The sequence below is a fragment of the Streptomyces tatrensis genome, assembly GCF_049310065.1.
In the GTDB taxonomy this organism is placed as follows: domain Bacteria; phylum Actinomycetota; class Actinomycetes; order Streptomycetales; family Streptomycetaceae; genus Streptomyces.
On record NZ_JBMDLB010000011.1, the window covers coordinates 1,778,897 to 1,798,594 of the forward strand.

General features: G+C 71.6%; 14 protein-coding genes, 1 rRNA gene and 1 pseudogene. 8 read left to right on the plus strand and 8 right to left on the minus strand.

Annotation, left to right across the window (positions count from 1 at the left end; genetic code table 11):
• Positions 1–249 precede the first annotated feature (249 nt).
• Positions 250–1,774: ribosomal RNA gene (locus ACODT5_RS23750) — 16S ribosomal RNA — on the minus strand.
• 751 nt (positions 1,775–2,525) lie between these two features.
• On the opposite strand from ACODT5_RS23750, the gene ACODT5_RS23755 reads away from it, so the two are divergent.
• Both ACODT5_RS23755 and ptsP read left to right on the plus strand, forming a co-directional pair.
• Positions 2,526–2,975, plus strand: a complete 450-nt coding sequence (locus tag ACODT5_RS23755; protein ID WP_422521308.1) for a PTS sugar transporter subunit IIA — start codon at positions 2,526–2,528, stop codon at positions 2,973–2,975.
• Between the two features lie 74 nt (positions 2,976–3,049).
• Positions 3,050–4,720 carry a phosphoenolpyruvate--protein phosphotransferase gene (gene ptsP, locus ACODT5_RS23760; RefSeq protein ID WP_422521309.1) on the plus strand — a complete coding sequence of 557 codons (1,671 nt, stop codon included), beginning with the start codon at positions 3,050–3,052 and terminating at the stop codon, positions 4,718–4,720.
• A gap of 105 nt (positions 4,721–4,825) precedes the next feature.
• Here ptsP and ACODT5_RS23765 read toward each other — a convergent pair whose 3' ends face one another.
• Together ACODT5_RS23765 and ACODT5_RS23770 are read right to left on the minus strand one after the other, a co-directional pair.
• Positions 4,826–5,743, minus strand: coding sequence for a hypothetical protein (locus tag ACODT5_RS23765; RefSeq protein WP_422521310.1), 918 nt, complete (start codon positions 5,741–5,743; stop codon positions 4,826–4,828).
• A 70-nt stretch (positions 5,744–5,813) separates the two neighbouring features.
• Positions 5,814–7,793, minus strand: coding sequence for an acetoacetate--CoA ligase (locus tag ACODT5_RS23770; protein ID WP_422521311.1), 1,980 nt, complete (start codon positions 7,791–7,793; stop codon positions 5,814–5,816).
• 248 nt (positions 7,794–8,041) lie between these two features.
• Between ACODT5_RS23770 and ACODT5_RS23775 the strand changes: the two are divergent.
• Positions 8,042–8,617 (plus strand): annotated as a pseudogene (locus ACODT5_RS23775) (glycosyl hydrolase); the annotation flags it as partial.
• 237 nt (positions 8,618–8,854) lie between these two features.
• Complete coding sequence (locus ACODT5_RS23780) at positions 8,855–10,765, plus strand: glycoside hydrolase family 31 protein (RefSeq protein ID WP_422525013.1); 1,911 nt, start codon at positions 8,855–8,857, stop codon at positions 10,763–10,765.
• Between the two features lie 32 nt (positions 10,766–10,797).
• On the opposite strand, the gene ACODT5_RS23785 is transcribed toward ACODT5_RS23780, so the two are convergent.
• Positions 10,798–11,316: an NUDIX domain-containing protein gene (locus tag ACODT5_RS23785; RefSeq protein WP_422521312.1), complete on the minus strand. Its 519-nt coding sequence runs from the start codon at positions 11,314–11,316 to the stop codon at positions 10,798–10,800.
• A 647-nt stretch (positions 11,317–11,963) separates the two neighbouring features.
• Here ACODT5_RS23785 and ACODT5_RS23790 point away from each other — a divergent pair.
• Genes ACODT5_RS23790 through ACODT5_RS23805 form a run of 4 tightly spaced genes read left to right on the plus strand, consistent with a single transcriptional unit; the run spans position 11,964 to position 14,799 of the window.
• On the plus strand, positions 11,964–12,695 hold the full coding sequence (locus tag ACODT5_RS23790; RefSeq protein WP_422521313.1) for a M15 family metallopeptidase: 732 nt from the start codon (positions 11,964–11,966) through the stop codon (positions 12,693–12,695).
• A 13-nt stretch (positions 12,696–12,708) separates the two neighbouring features.
• Positions 12,709–13,089 (plus strand): Mpo1-like protein, encoded by a 381-nt coding sequence (locus ACODT5_RS23795; RefSeq protein WP_422521314.1) that lies wholly within the window; start codon positions 12,709–12,711, stop codon positions 13,087–13,089.
• A 52-nt stretch (positions 13,090–13,141) separates the two neighbouring features.
• On the plus strand, positions 13,142–13,603 hold the full coding sequence (locus tag ACODT5_RS23800) for a Zn-ribbon domain-containing OB-fold protein (protein WP_422521315.1): 462 nt from the start codon (positions 13,142–13,144) through the stop codon (positions 13,601–13,603).
• The gene (locus ACODT5_RS23805) at positions 13,600–14,799 is read left to right on the plus strand and encodes a lipid-transfer protein (RefSeq protein ID WP_422521316.1); all 1,200 of its coding nucleotides are present in this window, start codon (positions 13,600–13,602) and stop codon (positions 14,797–14,799) included. The genes ACODT5_RS23800 and ACODT5_RS23805 overlap by 4 nt, the downstream gene beginning before the upstream one ends.
• Positions 14,800–15,006: 207 nt before the next feature.
• Here the strand turns inward: ACODT5_RS23805 and ACODT5_RS23810 are convergent, their stop codons facing one another.
• The 4 genes from ACODT5_RS23810 to ACODT5_RS23825 are packed head-to-tail and all read right to left on the minus strand — an operon-like array spanning position 15,007 to position 19,651.
• A complete protein-coding gene (locus ACODT5_RS23810) occupies positions 15,007–15,645 on the minus strand; it encodes a GTP-binding protein (protein ID WP_385379556.1) in 639 nt (212 codons plus the stop codon).
• A complete protein-coding gene (locus tag ACODT5_RS23815; RefSeq protein WP_422521317.1) occupies positions 15,626–16,093 on the minus strand; it encodes a DUF742 domain-containing protein in 468 nt (155 codons plus the stop codon). The genes ACODT5_RS23810 and ACODT5_RS23815 overlap by 20 nt, the downstream gene beginning before the upstream one ends.
• Positions 16,094–16,103: 10 nt before the next feature.
• On the minus strand, positions 16,104–16,541 hold the full coding sequence (locus tag ACODT5_RS23820; RefSeq protein ID WP_243341589.1) for a roadblock/LC7 domain-containing protein: 438 nt from the start codon (positions 16,539–16,541) through the stop codon (positions 16,104–16,106).
• On the minus strand, positions 16,538–19,651 hold the full coding sequence (locus tag ACODT5_RS23825; protein WP_422521318.1) for a sensor histidine kinase: 3,114 nt from the start codon (positions 19,649–19,651) through the stop codon (positions 16,538–16,540). Before ACODT5_RS23825 ends, ACODT5_RS23820 begins: the two co-directional genes overlap by 4 nt.
• Between the last annotated feature and the right edge of the window lie 47 nt (positions 19,652–19,698).

Below are 19,698 nucleotides of genomic sequence, written 5' to 3' on the forward strand. Positions count from 1 at the left end.
CAACGACCAGTCACCCATCACCCTCATCCGCAGACGAAGTTCACTGGGGCCGGCATCACGAAGATAAAGCCTTTCGGCCGTACCCTCAGATACCCAACAACGTGCCAAGCACGATCCCCGCCACTCTTCCTGTTTTCCACGCCGAAGCAGTACTTACAGAAGGTTTTGGAAACCGTGCCAACTAATCAACGTTCCACCCTGAGCTGACCGTGCAGAACGTTTGTCTGCAATCGGTACTGTGCTCCTTAGAAAGGAGGTGATCCAGCCGCACCTTCCGGTACGGCTACCTTGTTACGACTTCGTCCCAATCGCCAGTCCCACCTTCGACAGCTCCCTCCCTTACGGGTTGGGCCACCGGCTTCGGGTGTTACCGACTTTCGTGACGTGACGGGCGGTGTGTACAAGGCCCGGGAACGTATTCACCGCAGCAATGCTGATCTGCGATTACTAGCAACTCCGACTTCATGGGGTCGAGTTGCAGACCCCAATCCGAACTGAGACCGGCTTTTTGAGATTCGCTCCACCTCACGGTATCGCAGCTCATTGTACCGGCCATTGTAGCACGTGTGCAGCCCAAGACATAAGGGGCATGATGACTTGACGTCGTCCCCACCTTCCTCCGAGTTGACCCCGGCGGTCTCCTGTGAGTCCCCATCACCCCGAAGGGCATGCTGGCAACACAGGACAAGGGTTGCGCTCGTTGCGGGACTTAACCCAACATCTCACGACACGAGCTGACGACAGCCATGCACCACCTGTATACCGACCACAAGGGGGGCACTATCTCTAATGCTTTCCGGTATATGTCAAGCCTTGGTAAGGTTCTTCGCGTTGCGTCGAATTAAGCCACATGCTCCGCTGCTTGTGCGGGCCCCCGTCAATTCCTTTGAGTTTTAGCCTTGCGGCCGTACTCCCCAGGCGGGGAACTTAATGCGTTAGCTGCGGCACCGACGACGTGGAATGTCGCCAACACCTAGTTCCCAACGTTTACGGCGTGGACTACCAGGGTATCTAATCCTGTTCGCTCCCCACGCTTTCGCTCCTCAGCGTCAGTAATGGCCCAGAGATCCGCCTTCGCCACCGGTGTTCCTCCTGATATCTGCGCATTTCACCGCTACACCAGGAATTCCGATCTCCCCTACCACACTCTAGCTAGCCCGTATCGAATGCAGACCCGAGGTTAAGCCTCGGGCTTTCACATCCGACGTGACAAGCCGCCTACGAGCTCTTTACGCCCAATAATTCCGGACAACGCTTGCGCCCTACGTATTACCGCGGCTGCTGGCACGTAGTTAGCCGGCGCTTCTTCTGCAGGTACCGTCACTTTCGCTTCTTCCCTGCTGAAAGAGGTTTACAACCCGAAGGCCGTCATCCCTCACGCGGCGTCGCTGCATCAGGCTTTCGCCCATTGTGCAATATTCCCCACTGCTGCCTCCCGTAGGAGTCTGGGCCGTGTCTCAGTCCCAGTGTGGCCGGTCGCCCTCTCAGGCCGGCTACCCGTCGTCGCCTTGGTGGGCCATTACCCCACCAACAAGCTGATAGGCCGCGGGCTCATCCTTCACCGCCGGAGCTTTTAACCCCCGCCCATGCAGGCAGGAGTGTTATCCGGTATTAGACCCCGTTTCCAGGGCTTGTCCCAGAGTGAAGGGCAGATTGCCCACGTGTTACTCACCCGTTCGCCACTAATCCACCCCGAAGGGCTTCATCGTTCGACTTGCATGTGTTAAGCACGCCGCCAGCGTTCGTCCTGAGCCAGGATCAAACTCTCCATGAATGTTTACCGGTAATCCGGTGCACACGCACTTAGAGCGGGACAGTCATGTCGGAATAAGACCGACCGTCCACTGCGTCCTCGCTGTGTAATTGCCTGCAAGTGTCGTGGCCGAAGCCAGTGACCTCACAGGTCTTTTTCAAAGGAACCTCATCCACCGAAATGGACGGGGTATCAACTTTTTGGCGTTGATTTTTGGCACGCTGTTGAGTTCTCAAGGAACGGACGCTTCCTTTGTACTCACCCTCTCGGGCTTTCCTCCGGGCTTTCGTTCTGTTCTTGCGTTTCCAACTCTATCAGACTCTTTCGTGTCCGATTCCCGGTCGAAGCGGGTTTCGCTTTCCAGTTCTTCGCTTTCGCGTTTCCCTTTCCGGCGAGTCCGACTCTAGCAGTTCTTTTCTTTCCCTCTGACCACTCTCCGTTTTGCCGAATGGGCATGCGGAAAGGAGGTGAGATCAAGATCAGAACAAGAGAGAGGAGGAGTCCCGTCCATCAGCCGTTCGCGACATGTTCACGCGGGGCGTCCTGGCGGGAGTCACGACAGTACAGGTCCGCCGGGACCCAAGCAAATCGATTCAGGCGTATGGTCTAGTCCACCGGTCTAGTCCACTAGTCTCCGTGCCGAAGGACCAGTCCGGTTCGGGACCAACATCGGGCGAACCCGAACATGTTGTGACTTATCCTTCTGGAGAGTACGCCGTTCGCGACAGGTAGTGACGGCGACACGAAGAAGCCCCACCCCTGGGAGGCCCCCATGACCAGCGTGACGTCCCCACTTGCCGGGACCGCCATCGGACTCGCGGCAGTGCCCGATCCGGTGTTCTCCGGCGCGATGGTGGGACCGGGCACCGCTATTGATCCTGTGCGCGAGCCTTCGGAGGCGGTGTCCCCCGTAGACGGTGTAGTCGTCTCCCTGCACCCGCACGCGTACGTCGTCGTCGACAGTGAAGGCCACGGTGTGCTCACGCACCTGGGGATCGACACCGTTCAGCTCAACGGCGAGGGCTTCGAGCTGCTCGTCAACAAGGGCGACACCGTGACCCGCGGCCAGGCCGTCATCCGCTGGAACCCGGCTGCGGTCGAGGCCGCCGGCAAGTCCCCCATCTGCCCCGTCGTGGCACTGGAAGCGACTGCCGACTCCCTCACTGACGTCGTCGAGGCCGGAGACATGAAGGCCGGAGACGTTCTCTTCGGCTGGCAGTGACGTATCCGCCTGCTCGGGCGAACTGGACATCCAACGCGGCGGGTGGACCCGCCGCTCAATCGGAGACAGGTGAAATGGAGACAACGCTGCGAGGCGTCGGCGTGAGCCACGGTGTGGCGATCGGCGAGGTTCGGCACATGGGCACGGCGGTTCTCGAACCGCCGGCGAGGCAGATCACCGCGGACGAGGCGGAGCGCGAACAGGGGCGCGCCCGTCAGGCCGTGGAAGCCGTATCGGCCGACCTGATCGCCCGGGGCCAGCTGGCCGGTGGCGAGGCCCAGCACGTGCTCGAGGCCCAGGCGATGATCGCCACGGACCCCGAGCTCATGGCGGACGTCGACCGGCGCATCGCCGTCGGCAGCACCGCCGAGCGCGGTGTGTACGACGCGTTCGCCGCCTACCGTGACCTGCTCGCCGGTGCCGGTGAGTACATGGCCGGCCGCGTCGCCGACCTGGACGACGTGCGCAACCGCATCGTGGCGCGCCTGCTGGGCGTGCCGATGCCGGGTGTGCCCGACAGCGACGAGCCGTACGTACTGATCGCGCGGGACCTGGCTCCCGCCGACACCGCTCTGCTCGACCCGGCGCTGGTCCTCGGTTTCGTGACCGAGGAAGGCGGCCCGACCAGCCACAGCGCGATCCTCGCGCGGGCGCTGGGCGTGCCGGCCATCGTGGCGCTGCCGGGTGCCGGTGAGATCGCCGAAGGCACGGTCATCGCCGTCGACGGCAGCACCGGCGACCTGTTCGTGGAGCCGAGCGCGGCGAAGCGGGCCGAGCTGGAGGCCGCGGCCGCCGAGCGCAAGGCAGCCCTCTCCTCTTCCTCCGGTCCGGGTGCCACGTCCGACGGTCACAAGGTGCCGCTGCTGGCCAACATCGGCGGTCCGGCGGACGTACCGGCCGCCGTCGATGCCGGGGCTGAGGGTGTGGGCCTGTTCCGCACCGAGTTCCTCTTCCTGGACGACAGCAAGCACGCCCCGACCGAGGAGAAGCAGGTCGAGTCGTACCGCAAGGTCCTCGAAGCCTTCCCCGAGGGTCGTGTCGTCGTACGCGTTCTGGATGCCGGCGCCGACAAGCCGCTGGACTTCCTGACCCCGGCCGACGAGCCGAACCCGGCCCTGGGTGTCCGGGGTCTGCGCTCGCTGCTCGACCACCCGGACGTGCTGCGCACGCAGCTCACCGCGCTGGCCAAGGCTTCCGAGGGGCTGCCGGTCTACCTCGAGGTCATGGCCCCGATGGTGGCCGACCGCATCGACGCCAAGGCGTTCGCGGACGCCTGCCGCGAGGCCGGTCTGAAGGCGAAGTTCGGTGCGATGGTGGAGATCCCCTCCGCCGCGCTGCGGGCGCGCTCGATCCTCCAGGAGGTCGAGTTCCTCTCGCTGGGCACCAATGACCTGGCCCAGTACGCCTTCGCCGCCGACCGTCAGGTCGGTGCCGTTTCGCGGCTGCAGGACCCGTGGCAGCCCGCGCTGCTCGACCTGATCGCCATGTCGGCCGACGCCGCCAAGGCCGAGGGCAAGAGCTGTGGCGTCTGTGGCGAGGCCGCCTCCGACCCGCTGCTGGCCTGTGTGCTGACGGGTCTGGGTGTCACCTCTCTGTCGATGGGTGCCGCTTCGATTCCTTACGTGCGGGCGACGCTGGCCAAGTACACCCTCGCGCAGTGCGAGCGTGCGGCTGCCGCCGCGCGTGCCGCGGACAGCGCCGAGGAGGCCCGGGTGGCCGCCCAGGCGGTCCTGTCCGGCGAGTAGTACGGGAAGGCGCCGCACCGGTTGGTGTGGCGTCGGCGTTCGAGGGGCCTTCGCCGGTGGCGGGGGCCCCTCGGCCGTTCCCCGGGCGGGCAGCGGCCGCCCGGCTCAGTGGTGCGGGCCCGGTTCGTCCACCTCGTAGCCGGGGCAGTACTCGACGCCGGGCTCGGGGCCCACGGGCTCCCCGGTGTCGGCGTCGGTGCAGTAGGCGTTGAAGACGGCCGCCGCCGAGAGGGGTACCAGGCGGCCTCGGTCCAGGCGCCAGCCGTGGACCCGGTCCCGGTCTCCTTCGGCGGTGGTGCGCAGGACCAGTCCCCCGGGCCCGCCCAGGGCCAGGCCCGCGGCGAGGACGGTCACGAAGTCCAGGCCGTCGCGGCCGTCCACCCGGTGCCGGCCGCCGGGGCCGGTGTCGGCGTGCAGGACCGCCACGAGCTGTTCGTCCCGGGCCGGGACGCTGCACACCAGGTGGTGGTGGCCGGGGGCGGCCCGGTCGACCAGGCGCCGGAGCGCCTCGGTGGCGCGCTCGAAGGAAGCGGTCCCGATGTCCTCCCCGCAGTCGGCGCAGCGGCCCACCTCGGCCAGCAGCGAGCTCGCGTACTCCCAGGTGGCCTGGCGGACGGCCGCGTCCACGAGGAGCGGGACCAGTTCGTCGATGGGCTGGCCGGCATACGGGAGACCGCCGGTGGCTCCGCCCAGCTCGGCGGTGAAGCGGGTGCGGGACCCGGGGGTGTCCGGATCGAGGCCGCGGTCCGCGCAGTAGTCGGCGTACTCCACCGGGTCGAAGAGGGCCACCGTGGTGTGGATGCCCTGCGCCGCGAGGGAGCGGAGCAGCCGGTCCACGTGGTCCAGGTAGTCGCGGTGGTCGTCGAAGGCGAAGCTGCGGTACCCGCGCATGGCCGCGAAGTCCCCGGCGTCGGCCAGGAGGCCGACGGTGCTGGGGACTTCGCGGCGCAGGGTGCGGCGCCTGCCGGTGCGGGGCGGACGGCCCCTGGTGGAGGCGGCTGCGGTGTCGTTCGAGCGTGGCATGGTTCCCCCTGAGTGACGCGATCACTTGCTCACTCAGAGTAATCATCGCCACTGACAGTGGCCGTTCGCGTCAGCCGCGGGTGCGGGCGAGCTCCTCGTAGAAGTGCAGGAGGTCGAGGTTGTCGACCGAGCCGGGGTTGACCGCCTTGGCCATGGGGGCGCCCTGGAGGAGGCGCTTGACCGGGACCTCGATGCGCTTGCCGGTGAGGGTGTGCGGGATGCCCGGGACCTCGATGATCTCGTCGGGGACATGGCGCGGGGAGAGCTCCTCGCGGATCGTCGCCTTGATCCGGGAGCGGAGGGCGTCGTCGAGGACGGCGCCGGGCACCAGGTGGACGAAGAGCGGCATCCAGTACCCGCCGTTCGGCTCCTCCAGGCCGATGACCAGGGATTCCTTGATCTCCGGGAGTCGCTCGACGGCCTCGTAGATGTCCGCGGAGCCCATCCGGACGCCCTGGCGGTTCAGGGTGGAGTCGGAGCGGCCGTGGATGACCACGGAGCCGTGGTCGGTGATCGTGATCCAGTCTCCGTGGCGCCAGGTGCCGGGGAACATCTCGAAGTAGCTGTCGCGGTAGCGGCTGCCGTCGGGGTCGTTCCAGAAGCGGATCGGCATGGACGGCATGGGGTTGGTGACGACGAGCTCGCCGACCTCGCCGGTGACGGGCTTGCCGGAGGGGTCCCAGGCCTGGAGGTCCGTGCCCAGGCAGGCGGCCTGGAGCTCGCCGATGTGCACCGGGAGGGTGGGGACGGCGCCGGCGAAGCAGCTGCACACGTCGGTGCCGCCGCTGACGGAGGCGATCCAGAGGTCCTCGGCGACCTCGTCGTGGAGCCAGCGGAAGCCGTCGGGCGGCAGCGGGGATCCGGTGGTGGCCACGCACTTGACCGAGGAGAGGTCGAAGTCGCGGGAGGGGTGGACCTCCGCCTTGCTGCAGGCCATCACGTAGGCGGCGGAGGTCCCGTAGAGGGTGGCCTTGGTCCGCTCCGCGATGCGCCATTGGGCACCGGTGTCGGGGAATCCCGGGCTGCCGTCGTAGAGCACGACGGTGGTTCCGGTGAGGAGGCCGGAGACGAGGAAGTTCCACATCATCCAGCCGGTGGAGGTGTACCAGAAGAAGCGGTCCTCGGGGCCCAGGTCGCAGTGCAGGCCGAGCTGCTTGAGGTGTTCGAGGAGGATGCCGCCCTGCGACTGGACGATGGCCTTGGGCAGGCCCGTGGTGCCGGAGGAGTAGAGGACCCAGAGGGGGTGGTCGAAGGGGACCGCCTCGAAGACCGGCTCGGCCTCGCCCGAGGTGAGGGCCGACCAGTCGAGGGCGCCCTCGGGAGCCGGCGTGCCGAGGAGCGGGATGTGGACGACGGCGCGCAGCGAGGGGAGCTCGGCGCGCAGTTCGGCGACGGTGTCGCGGCGGTCGTGTTCCTTGCCGCCGTAGCGGTAGCCGTCGACGGTGAAGAGGACCACCGGCTCCACCTGCTGGAAGCGGTCCAGGACGCTGCGGGCGCCGAAATCGGGGGCGCAGGAGGTCCAGACGGCACCGACGGCGGCGGTGGCGAGGAGCGCGGTGACGGCCTCGGGGATGTTGGGGAGGTAGCCGCTGACCCGGTCGCCGGGGCGCACGCCCAGGGCGCGCAGTTCGGCGGCGAGCGCGCCGACCTGGCGGCGGAGCTCGGCCCAGGTGACGGGGGTGGGTTCGTGGGTCTCGTCCACGTGGAGCAGGGCCGCGTCTCCGGCGCGGGCCGGGTCCTCGGCGGCGCGCAGGGCGTGCTCGGCGTAGTTGAGGGTGGCGCCCTGGAACCAGACCGCGCCCGGCATGGAGCGGTCCGCGAGGACGGCCTCGTACGGGGTGGTGAAGCGTACGTCGAACCATTCGGCGACGGCCTGCCAGAAGGTGTCCAGCTCGTCGACGGACCAGCTGTGCAGGGCCGGGTATCCGCCGTCCGCGGGGGCGCCGTGGTGTTCGGCGGCCCAGGCCTGGAAGGCCGTGATCCGGGCCGCGGCGATCCGGTCGGGGCCCGGGGACCAGAGGGGCTCGGAGGGGGTGGCTGCTGCGGTCATGCGTCGGCTCCCGGTCACGTCTGCGGTTCGCGCTTCGTGGGCGTGTCGTGGTGTGCGGTGTGGTGTGGCGTCTGTGTTCGTACGGTGCCATCGCGCGCGGGGTGTGCGCACGGGGGCTCACAGGGACGATGCCATGTGATCGACATCCGCACCAGAGCCGTCATCGGCGGTCGGCTGTGATCCTTTTGCGGGTGAACGGCAGTTGAACGCCGCCTTCTGGGCCGGGTGGCGGTGGCAGGGTGGGCGCCATGGACGGTCGTGGGCTGGTGCGTGCGGTGAAGGACCTCGGCGGCGAACGGGGGCGGCGTGCTTGGCGCTCCGCGTGGCGCAACCGGCGCGTGGACGCGGTGGGGCTTGCGCCCCGGGGCGCGGAGCGGGCGCGGGTGCCGGGTCTGCTGACCGGTACGGAGCCCCGGCCGGGTGGCGGGGTGCTCCGGTTCACCCGTTCGGAGCTGCTGGTACGGGTCACCGTGGGCGGGGCGGTGTTCTGGGGCTGGGACGGTTCCTCGCCGACGCCCTCGTACGCGGTGGTCGGCAGCGGGCCGGAGCCCGATCCGCGCGCCGTTCTGGAACCGGACACCGACGGCGGGTGGCGGGTGGTGTCCGAGCGCGTGACGGTGGCGGTGTCCCGGCACGGGGCGGTGGAGGTGCGGACCCCTGGCGGGACGGTGCTGAGGCGGGACCTGCCGCCGCGGTGGTGGGAGCCGGCGCCGGGGCGCTCCGCTGGGGCGGGGGGTGGTCCGGCGGGGCCGGCGGGTCGTCCGGCGGGGCCGGCTGGCTCTGGCCGCGGGGAGGTGCCTGCTGCGCGCAGCGGTGCCGTGGGGGGCGCGGGTGCGGGTGGCGCGGAGAACGGTGTGGGCGCCGGCAGCGCGGGAAGCGGCGTGGGCGCGGGAAGCGGCCTGGGTGCGGGACGTGCGGAAGACGGCCTGGGTGCGGGAAGCGGCCTAGGTGCGGGACGTGCGGAAAGCGGCCTTGGTGCGGGAAGCGGCCTAGGTGCGGGACGTGCGGAAGACGGCCTGGGTGCGGGAAGCGGCCTAGGTGCGGGACGTGCGGAAAGCGGTCTGGGTGCGGGAGGTGGCCTGGGCGGTGGTGGTGCGCGGTGGCTGTTGCGTAGTGAGGTGGCGGCGGACGCGCGGGTGTTCGGGCTGGGCGGGCGGGCGGTGGGGCCTCGGTTGCGGGACGGGAGCTACCGGCTGTGGAACACCGACCCCAAAGGCGGGTTCGGGTCCGGGGCCGGTTCCGGCGCGGACCCCTTGTACATCACGATGCCGGTGCAGCTGGTGGTCGCGGACGCGGGCACGCACCTGGTCTTCCACGACAACTCCTGGGACGGGCGGGTGGTGCTGCGGGAGGGCGAGGAGGGCGCGGGATCGGGGGCGGACCGGCCCGGCTCCTGTGAACTGCGCATGGAGGGCGGCCCCTTGCGGTGCTGGGTGCTGGTGGGGCCGCCCGGGCGGGTGCTGCAGGGCTGGTCGGGGCTGACCGGCGGGGCCGCCGTGCCGCCGGAGTGGGCGCTCGGGTACCAGCACGCGCGGTGGGGGTTCGGGAGCGCCGCCGAGGTGCGGCGGATCGTGGCGGGGTACGCCGAGCACGGGCTGCCGCTGTCGGCCGTCCATCTGGACATCGACCACTACGACGGCCACCGGGTCTTCACCGTGGACCGCGAGCGGTTCCCCGATCTGCCCGGGTTGGCACGGGAGTTGGCGGACGGTGGCGTCCGGCTGGTCTCCATCGTCGACCCCGCGGTGAAGGCCGGCGACCCGGTGCACGCCTCGGGGCTCGCGGTCGGCGCGCACGGGGCCTTCGTACGGGACGCGGCGGGGCGCGAGGTCCGGGGCGAGGTGTGGCCGGGCGAGTGCGCGTACCCGGACTTCACCGATCCGGCGGTGCGGCGGTGGTGGGGCGGGCTGTACGAGGAGCGGCTCGCGCAGGGCTTCGCCGGGGTCTGGCACGACATGAACGAGCCCGTGTCCTTCGCCCCGTTCGGGGACCGGACGCTCCCCCGCTCGGCGCGGCACGCGCTGGACGGGGCCGGCGGGGACCACCGGGAGGCGCACAACGTGTACGCCCTCGCGATGGCGCGCGCGGGCTGGGAGGGACTCGTACGACTGCGCCCGGCCGAGCGGCCGTTCCTCTTCTCCCGGTCCGGGTGGGCGGGGATGCAGCGGTACGGGGGCACGTGGTCCGGTGACGTGGAGAGCAGTTGGGACGGGCTGCGGGCCTCGCTGGCGCTGGTCCTGGGTCTCGGGCTGTGCGGGGTGCCGTACTCGGGGCCGGACATCGGCGGCTTCTGGGGTTCTCCGTCTCCGGAGTTGTACCTGCGGTGGCTGCAACTGGGCTCCTACCTGCCGCTGTTCCGGACCCATGCGGCGATCTGGGCGGGGCGGCGGGAGCCGTGGGAGTTCGGGGAGGAGGCCACCCGGGCCGCGCGGGCCGTCCTCGCGGAACGGGAGCGGCTGCGACCGTACTTCGTGACGCTGGCCCATCTGGCGCGGCGGACCGGGGCCCCGTACGTGCGGCCGTTGTGGTGGGGGGCGCCTGAGGACCGGGCGCTGCGGGACTGCGAGGACGCGTTCCTGCTGGGTGACGCCCTGCTGGTGGCTCCGGTGCTGGAATGCGGGTCGGACCGGCGGGCCGTGCGGTTGCCGCGCGGGCGGTGGTACGACACGGCGACGGGCCGGGCCTACGAGGGGCCGGGCCAGATCCTGCTGGACGCCCCGGCGGACCGGATCCCGGTGCTGGCACGGGCCGGCTCGCTGATTCCGGTACGGGCGGCCGACGGGTCGGTGGCGCTGGAGGCGTGGGCCCCGGCGCGGGGCCGCACGGGCGGCGGGGTGGTGATCCGGGACCCGGGGCCGGGCTTCGAGCCGGGCGAGGTGGAGCGGTACGTGGTGCGGTGGGCCGGGGACGCGGTGGTGGTGGAGGACGAGGCCGGGGAGCGGGTGGACGGGGTGGTGCTGCGGGGGCTTTGAGATTCGGGGTGGGGTGGCCGGGGGCCGCTGCCTCAGGCCGGGTGCGTGTACCTGCCCTCGAACCATGCTCCGGCGGCCTTCGTGTGGAGCGGGAACGCCAACTGTTCCGGGCCGCGCAGGACGTGCCAGCCGGTGGTTTCACCCGTCGGGGCCGATGCCGGGAGCGAGGCGACGGGGCGGACGGGCAGGAGGCCGAAGACGAGCAGGTGGCCCGCCGGTGAGCTGAGGGTGTCGGCGAGGGCGACCTCGGAGGCCGGGGCGTGGATGCCGGTCTCCTCGCGGAGCTCGCGGACCACGGACTCGCGCCAGTCCTCGCCGAAGTCCATGAACCCGCCGGGCAGGGCGATGCCGCCGAGGGCGGGCTGGATGGTGCGGGTGATGACCACCAGGCCGGTGCCGAGTTCGTCCTCGACGGGAAGGAGGGCGATGGCGACCGGGAGGGGGTTGCGGTAGGCGGTCGTGCCGCACGAGGGGCAGGTACGGGGCCAGTCGGCCGTATCGAACGTGGCTCCGCAGGCGGAGCAGTGCGAGTCCTTCAGGTGCGCCGGCATGCGGCGATGGTATGCCAAGGGGCATGCGGATGACTGTCGTTGCGGGGTGGGCGGGCGCGCTCGGAGTGCTGGCGGCGGTGGTCACGCCGGGGGCGGTGGCCGCGACGGGGGCGGTGGGTCGGCCGGGGGTGGTGGCCGCGCCTGGGCTGGAGGCGGTGGCTGCGCCAGCGGTAGCGCGTGGGCCGGAGGCGGCGGCGCAGGGCGGGGTGGGCAGGCACAGGGCCGTGGCCACGGCGGCAGTGCGTCAGCTGGAGGCCGTGGGTAGGCCGGAGGTGGTGGCTGCGCAGGGCGCGGTGGGTAGGCCGGGGGCGGCGGCTGCGCCAGCGGACGTGCATGGGCCGGAGGCGATGGCTGCGCCAGCGGCAGTGCATAGGCCGGAGGCGGCGGCTGCGCAGGGCGCGGTGGGTAGGCACAGGGACGGGGCCGCGGCGGCAGTGGGGCGGCTGGCGGCAGTGGGTTGGCCAGGGGCGGTGGCCGGGCCGGCGGCTGTGCGGCGGCCGGGGACTGTGGGCACGCCCGGCGCAGTCGCTGCGCGGGGCGCGGTGGGTAGGCACAGGGACGGGGCCGCGGCTGCGGTGGGTCGGCCAGGGGCTGTGGGCACGGCCGGCGTAGTGGCTGCTCAGGGCGCGGAGGGTAGGCGCCGGGCGGTGGCCGTGCCGGCGGCAGTGGGGTGGCCGGGGGCGGGGGCCGTGCACGGGCCGGTGGTGGGCGGTGGGGCGGTTTGGGGGCCGGGTTTCGGCGGGGGGCGGTATGCGGCGGCGGGTGGGTTCGTCGTGGTGGGGGAGGTGGATGCGAGCATCGGGCAGGAGATGCGGTACGCCACGTCGCGGAATTTCACCGGGGCGGTCGTGGACGGTTATGACGAGCCCGTCTGTCTGCTCGCCCGGCCCGCCGCCGAGGCGTTGCGGCGGGCGCAGCGGGAGGCCTTGCGCGGTGGGTACTCGCTGCTGGTGTACGACTGCTATCGGCCGCAGCGGGCCGTCGACCGGTTCGTGCGGTGGGCCCGGGACGGTGCGGATCAGCGGACGAAGGCGGAGTTCTATCCGGAGGTGGCCAAGGAACGGCTGATCCCGGAGGGGTACATCGCCGAGAGGTCCGGGCACAGTCGTGGCAGCACCGTCGACGTGACCTTGACGCGCCTCGGGCGGGGGCCGCTCGACATGGGGACCCCGTTCGACTTCTTCGATCCGCTCGCGCACACCGACAGCCCGCACGTGACGGGCGCCGCCCGCGAGCACCGGGAGCTGCTCGGGCGGCTGCTCGGCGCGCAGGGTTTCGTGAACCTGCCTCAGGAGTGGTGGCATTTCACCCATGCACCGGAGGCGTTCCCGGACACGTATTTCGATTTTCCCGTCTCTGTCGCCTCCGTTCACCGCTGAGTACCGTGCCCGCATGACATTCAGTTCGTACGAGGAGTTCTGGCCCTACTACGTCGCCATGCACTCCCGCGCCGCCACCCGCTGGATCCATCTCGCCGGCACCCTTTCCGGTCTCGCCGTGACCGTTTACGGGCTGGCGCGCGGACGGAAGCGCTATCTCGCCGCGCTCCCCCTGATCGGCTACGGGACCGCCTGGCCGGCGCACTTCCTGATCGAGGGGAACAACCCCGCCACCTTCGGCAATCCGGGGTGGTCGCTGCGCGGGGACGCGCAGATGATCCGGATGATGCTGGCCGGGCGGGACGCCGAGCTCGGCGAGATCGCGCGGAAGTGGCTCGCCGAGAACCCGTGCGAGGAGTGCGCTCCCGGGGGTGCGCTCCCGCTCGTTCCCTGACAGACTCCTGACGGTTCGTCAGATCCGTCAGGAGTTGGTTTCGGGAGGGGTTTTGGAACGCACACGCACACCCGTGGTCAGCGGGTGGTTCACCGGGGACGGCGCGGACGGCGGCTTCCGCCTGCTCGGCACCCGGTGCTCCGCCTGCGCCGCCGTGTTCTTCCCGCGCGAGGACGCGTACTGCCGCAATCCGCGCTGCCCGGGCGGCGGCGAGCTCGCCGAGACCCCGCTCTCCCCGCGCGGCCGGGTCTGGTCCTACACGGACGGGCGGTACCGGCCGCCCGCGCCGTACGTGTCCGACCCGGACGCGCCCTGGACCCCGTACACCCTGGTCGCCGTGGAGCTGGAGGCCGAGGGGATGGTCGTGCTCGGGCAGACGGTGCCCGGGGTGGGCGTCGGCGATCTGGCGGTCGGAATGGAGGTCGAGGTGGTCGGCGGCGTGCTGAACGAGGATGCCGACGGCGCCGCTTGGACCACCTGGCAGTTCCGGCCCGTGGGGGTGGTGGCCGGATGAGCGGCTCCGTCGCCGACATCGCCGTCCTCGGGGCCGGCATGCACCCGTGGGGCAAGTGGGGCCGCAGCTTCGTCGAGTACGGGCGGGCCGCCGCGCGGGCCGCGCTCGCCGACGCCGGGCTGGACTGGACCGACGTGCAGTCCATCGTGGGGGCCGACACCGTCCGCTCGGGCTACCCCGGCTACGTGGCCGGGGCCACCTTCGCGCAGGCACTGGGCTGGCAGGGCGCACGCGTGACCAGCGTGTACGCGGCCTGCGCGTCCGGCGCCCAGGCCATCGGCGCGGCCCGGGCGCAGATCCTGGCCGGGCTGGCCGACGTGGTGCTGGTGGTCGGGGCGGACGCCGCCCCGAAGGGGTTCTTCGCCCCGGCGGGTGGGGACCGGCCGGACGATCCGGACTGGCTGCGCTTCAGGGTCCTGGGGGCCACGAACCCTGCGTACTTCGCGCTGTACGCCCGGCGCCGCATGGCCCTCTACGGGGACACCGGTGAGGACTTCGCGCAGGTCAAGGTGAAGAACGCGGCGGCCGGGCTGCTGAACCCGAACGCCCGCTACCGCAAGGCCGTGACGGCCGAGGAGGTGGCGGCCTCGGCGATCGTCGCCGATCCGCTGCGGCTGCTCGACATCTGCGCCACCTCCGACGGGGGCGCGGCGCTGGTGCTGAGCAGCATGGACTTCGCCCGCTCGCGGGGGGTCCCGGACCCGGTGCGGATCCGGGCCGTGTCCACGGTGACGCCCACGTATCCCCGTACCGTCCTGGACCTGCCGGACATCGCCACCGACTCGACCACCGCGGCCGTACCGGTGCCCGGCTCCTTCCGGGCCTCGATCGCGCGCGCCGCGTACGAGGAGGCGGGGCTCGGACCGGACGACCTCTCGCTCGCCGAGGTCTACGACCTGTCCACCGCGCTGGAGCTCGAGTGGTACGAGGACATCGGCCTGTGCGGGGAGGGCGAAGGGGCCAAGCTCGTACGGGAGGGCGCGACCGCGCTCGGCGGGCGGATCCCCGTCAACACCAGTGGTGGACTGGCGTCGTTCGGGGAGGCCGTGCCGGCGCAGGCCATCGCCCAGGTGTGCGAGCTGACCTGGCAGCTGCGGGGCACCGCCGGGGAGCGGCAGGTGGCCGGGGCGCGGGCCGGAATCACCGCGAACCAGGGGCTGTTCGGGCACGGATCGGCGGTCGTCGCCGTGCGCTAGCGGTTCCGCTCCGCCCCCGGTGGGCCGCTGAACAGCGGCTGCTGTCCTGATGCTTGACGGCCCCCGGTGGCGGGTTCACACTCTCTCCACGGTCCCGCGCCGCCACCGGGACACCGGATCCCCCCATGAGAGCTGCGGCCCGTACCCCAGTCGGCGGGGGTACGGGCCGCCTCCATGTCGCGGCCCGGCCGGGGCGTGCCTCTCGGATCAGGCCGGGCCCTCGGCTCCCGCCGTCAGGCTCCGGCGGCGGGCCCTGGCCAGGGTCATCGCGTGCTCCACGACCCCCACCAGGACGTCCTTCACCGATTCCCGGTCCCGTGCGTCGCACAGCAGCACCGGCACCTCGGGAGTGAGGTCCAGGGCTTCCCGTACGGCCACCACGGGGTACTGCTCGGCGCCGTCGAAGCAGTTCACGGCGACCACGAAGGGGATCTCGCGCCGTTCGAAGTAGTCGATGGCGGCGAAGCAGTCGGAGAGCCGCCGGGTGTCCGCGAGGACGACGGCGCCGAGCGAGCCCTGCGCCAGCTCGTCCCACAGGAACCAGAAGCGGTTCTGTCCGGGCGTGCCGAAGAGGTACAGCACCAGGTCCTCGCGCAGGGTGATGCGCCCGAAGTCCATGGCCACCGTGGTGGTGTTCTTGCCCTCCACTCCCCCGGTGTCGTCGATGCCGCGGCCCGGCTCGGAGAGGCGTTCCTCCGTCCGGAGCGGCCTGATCTCGCTCACCGCACTGACCAGGGTGGTCTTGCCCACCCCGAAACCGCCCGCGACCAGGATTTTCAGGGTCAGCGGCTCGACCGGCGTCACGGCATGCATGGCGCCGGTGCGGCTAGAGCGCCCGAAGGCCATCGATCACCTCACGCAGAATGGATTCGTCGGGCAGTTCGGCCGGGGGTACCGGCCGGGTCACGTGCACCAGTTCGTCGTCGACGAGGTCGCCGATCAGGACGCGTACGACCCCGACCGCGAGGTCGAGTTCGGCCGCGAGTTCCGCGACGGACTGCGGGCGTAGCAGGCAGAGCCCGAGGATGTCGGCGTGTTCCGGCGACAGGGTGGTGTCCCAGACCGGGTCGGCCGCCGCGGATTCCGCGACCACCAGCGCGATCAGGTCGAGGCGGTGCTGTCCGGCGTGGCTGGTCCGCCCGCGGGTCATCGCGTACGGACGCACCACCGGACCCGCGTCGTCGTCGAACCACTGGTCGGAAGCGGAGTCGAAGGCGACGTCGGAGTCGGCGTCGGAGGCGGCGTCGGAGGCGGCGGGTCTGTGGGCGGGGTGGTCCTGGCCTGGATCGCTCATGCCGTCCGACTCACCCTCCGGCTGGCAGCCCGGTGCGCGGGGCGGTCGCCAGGTGGTCACCGACCCGCTTGACCATGAGGGTCATCTCGTACGCGACCTGGCCGACGTCGGAGTCGGCGTCGGCGAGCACCGCCAGGCAGCTTCCGTCGCCGGCCGCCATGACGAAGAGGAACGCCTCGTCCAGCTCGACCACGGTCTGGCGGACCCTGCCGGAGTCGAAGTGGCGGCCCACCCCCTTGGCGAGGCTGTGGAAACCGGAGGCCACGGCGGCCAGGTGCTCGCTGTCCTCCCGGGTGAGGTCCTTGGAGCTTCCGGTGGGCAGGCCGTCGCCGGAGAGGACCACGGCCTTGCGGATGCTGGCGACCCGGTCGACGAGCTCGTCGAGGAGCCAGTTGAGCGGGCCGGAGCCGCGGCCCCTGGTGTCGTTGCCGGACTGCGGTGCGGTCATCGACCGTCCCCTTCGTTCTCGCTGCCGGGACCGGTGGCGGCAGGGCTGCCGGCCTCGGTCACGGACTGGTGTGGTGCGGGTCGCCGCGGCTGCTGCGCCTGGTCGGGCTGCTGGGCGGGCGCGGCCTTCGGAGTCTCCTGTGCCTGCTGTGACTGGGTCGCCTGGTCCGCCTGCTGCCGGGCGTGGTGGTCCCGGCCCGCGGTCCAGCCGCGCTGGAGCGAGGACATGCGCCGGCGTACGTCCTCGGCGTCGCGGTCGGCCCCCGGGTCCGCGGCGGCTTCGGCGGGGGCCGGGGCCGGCGCGTCCTTGAGCTGGGGCGCGAGGCTGGCCTGGCGGACCCGGCGGGGCAGGGTCGCCCCGGAGGGCGCAGCCGCGGGGTGCGCCGGGCCGTTCGGGGCAGGTGCGTCCTGCGCGGGATCCGGGACCGCCGAGACGGGGCGGGGCTCCACGCGGCGGCCGTGCTCGGCCACCAGGGTCGGGGTGGGGCGGCGGCGCGGGAGCGGGACGGCGCCGGGCGAGCGGGCGCCGTCGGGGCGGGCGGAGTCCGCGCGCGCCGGCTCCAGGCGCACCGGGCCGGTGGGCGGCAGGGGCTCCCGCTCGTGGTCGCGGTGATCGCGGTGGTCACGGCTGCGGTCGCGGTCCCGGTCGTGGCTCCGGTCGCGGTCGCGCAGGCCCTCCCGGCCCGGGTCGCGGTCGGTGAGCCGGGCGCCGCCCCGTTCGGCGGCGGCGTCGGCGGACCGGTCGCCCTTCCAGAGGCCCGTGCGGTCGCCGGGGCCGTCCGGGGTCCGCTCGCCCATGCGGTCCGCGATCCGGTCGCCCTTGCGGGGGCCGCCGCGATCGGTGTGCCGGTCCGCGTGCGGGCGGCCTGCCGGGCGCAGGCCGAGCAGGGAGTTGCGCGAGATGCCGTTGGGCGGGGTCTCGTCGTCGAGGGTGGCCATGGCGGGCCTGCCCTTGGCTCCGGAGAGCCCGGTGAGCCCGGCGGCTGCGGCGGGGCCCGTGATGCCGCTGGGGGCGTCCTCCGGGGCCGGGACGGGCTCGTCCAGCCCCAGCATCCCGATCGGGGCCTCCAGCTCGACGGGGCCGCGCAGTTCGGCGCCGGCCGGGAGCCGGCGGCCGGCGGCGTTGCTCTCGGCGACGGCCCTCTGGCGCGAGGCGCCCACGGGGCCGCCGAGCGCCTTGCCGCCGGCCAGCCGGATGCCGGTGCCGTTGGTCTCGGGAGCCTCCGTCAGCAGGGCCACCGGGAGGAAGACCACCGCGGTGGTGCCTCCGTAGGGGCTGATCTGGAGGCGGACCTTGACGCCGTGCCGGTGCGCGAGCCGGCTGACGACGAACAGGCCGAGCCGGTCGGTGTCGGAGAGCTCGAACTCGGAGGTCTCGCTGAGCCGCAGGTTCGCGTCGAAGAGCGCCTCGGGGGTCATGCCGAGGCCGCGGTCGTGGATCTCCAGGGTGAAGCCGTTGGCCACGCGCTCGCCGAGGACCTGGACCGCCGTGTGCGGCGGGGAGAACACGGTGGCGTTCTCCAGGAGTTCGGCGATGAGGTGGGTGACGTCGGCCACGGCCGGGCCGCCGATGCCCAGGCGCGGCAGGCGGCGCACCTCGATGCGCTCGTAGTCCTCCACCTCGGCGACGGCGGCCCGTACGACGTCCATCAGCTGGATGGGCTTGCGCCACTGGCGGGAGGGCGCGGCCCCGGAGAGGATCACCAGGCCCTCGGCGTGGCGGCGCATGCGGGTGGTCATGTGGTCGAGGCGGAAGAGGTCCGCGAGCTCCTCGGTGTCCTCGGTGCGCCGCTCCATGGTGTCGAGCAGGGTGAGCTGGCGGTGCAGCAGCACCTGGTTGCGGCGGGCCAGGTTGACGAACACTTCAGAAACACCGCGACGGAGCTCCGCTTGCTTGACGGCGGCCTCGATGGCCGCGCGCTGGAGGGAGTTGAGGGCCTGGCCGACCTGGCCGACCTCGTCCTTCTCGTACTCCAGGCGGGGGGCCTCGGTCTCCACGTCCACGAGCTCGCCCGCGGCGAGGCGGCGCATCACGCCGGGGAGGCGGATGCCGGAGACCTCGTGGGCCTCCTTGCGGAGCCGGGAGAGGTCGCGGATCAGCTCGCGGCCGATGCGCATCGACAGGACGAGGGAGACGATGAGGGCGATGAACCCGAGCACCCCGGCGAGGGCGGCCTGGACCAGGACGTCCATGGCGACGGGCTCGACGCGCTTCTGGTAGCGGTCGCCCGCGGCGGTGCCCATGACGGCGAGGTCTTCGAGCACCTTGCCCGCGGCGGCGTCCCACTGGCCGGCGGTCACGTTGCGCGGGCTGTGGGTCGGACCCTGGACGAGGAATCGTTCCTCTGCTTCGCGCAGGGAGCGGCTCTCCGGGTTGTTCCAGTACTGCTCGAACTGCTCCCGGTCGGCGGCCGGGAGGATCGCGAGGTTGAACTCGTAGAGCAGCTTGCGGTTGGCCACGAAGTCGGAGACGTGCCGGATGTCCGCCTGGCTGACGTTGCGGGCGGCCAGGGCACCGGCGACGAGGGCGTCCTCCCGCGAGAGCGTCTCGCGGGCGCGGGTGATGCCGACGAGGGCGCGGCCCTGCTTGTCCATCTCCACGTCCTCGAGCGCGTGGAGGTTCATGAGGAACTCGTAGCAGGGGTCCACGAGCCGGTTGTAGAGCTCCAGCGCCTGGTTGGTGTCGAGGGAGCCCCCGTCCACCGCGCTGCGCAGCGCTCCGATGCTGCGGAAGGCCTCGAGGATGGAGCTCAGGTGCCGGGCGGAGGCCGGGTCGAGTTCGTCGGCGATCTCCGCGTCCTGGGCGTCGGCGGAGATCTTCTCGACCGCTTCGTCGGTGGCCGCCCGGTTGATGAGCAGCTCGGTGTTGGCGACGGCGGCGCGCGGGTCGCCGATGACCACGAGGGTCTGGCGGCGCTCCTTCTGGATGACGCGGACGACGTCCTCCACGGGGTAGCCGACCTTGTCGATGACGTAGGCGACACCGAGCAGTTGGACGGCCTGCCGGCCGGTGATCACGGTTGCGAAGCCCCAGAGGGCGGTCAGGGAGATGAGCGGCACAAGGAGCAACGCCACGATCTTCCGGCGGATGGACTTCCCGCGAAAGCGCATGGCCTCCCCAGCCTCCCCAGCTCAACCCCGTTACCGGGGGTTGGTGT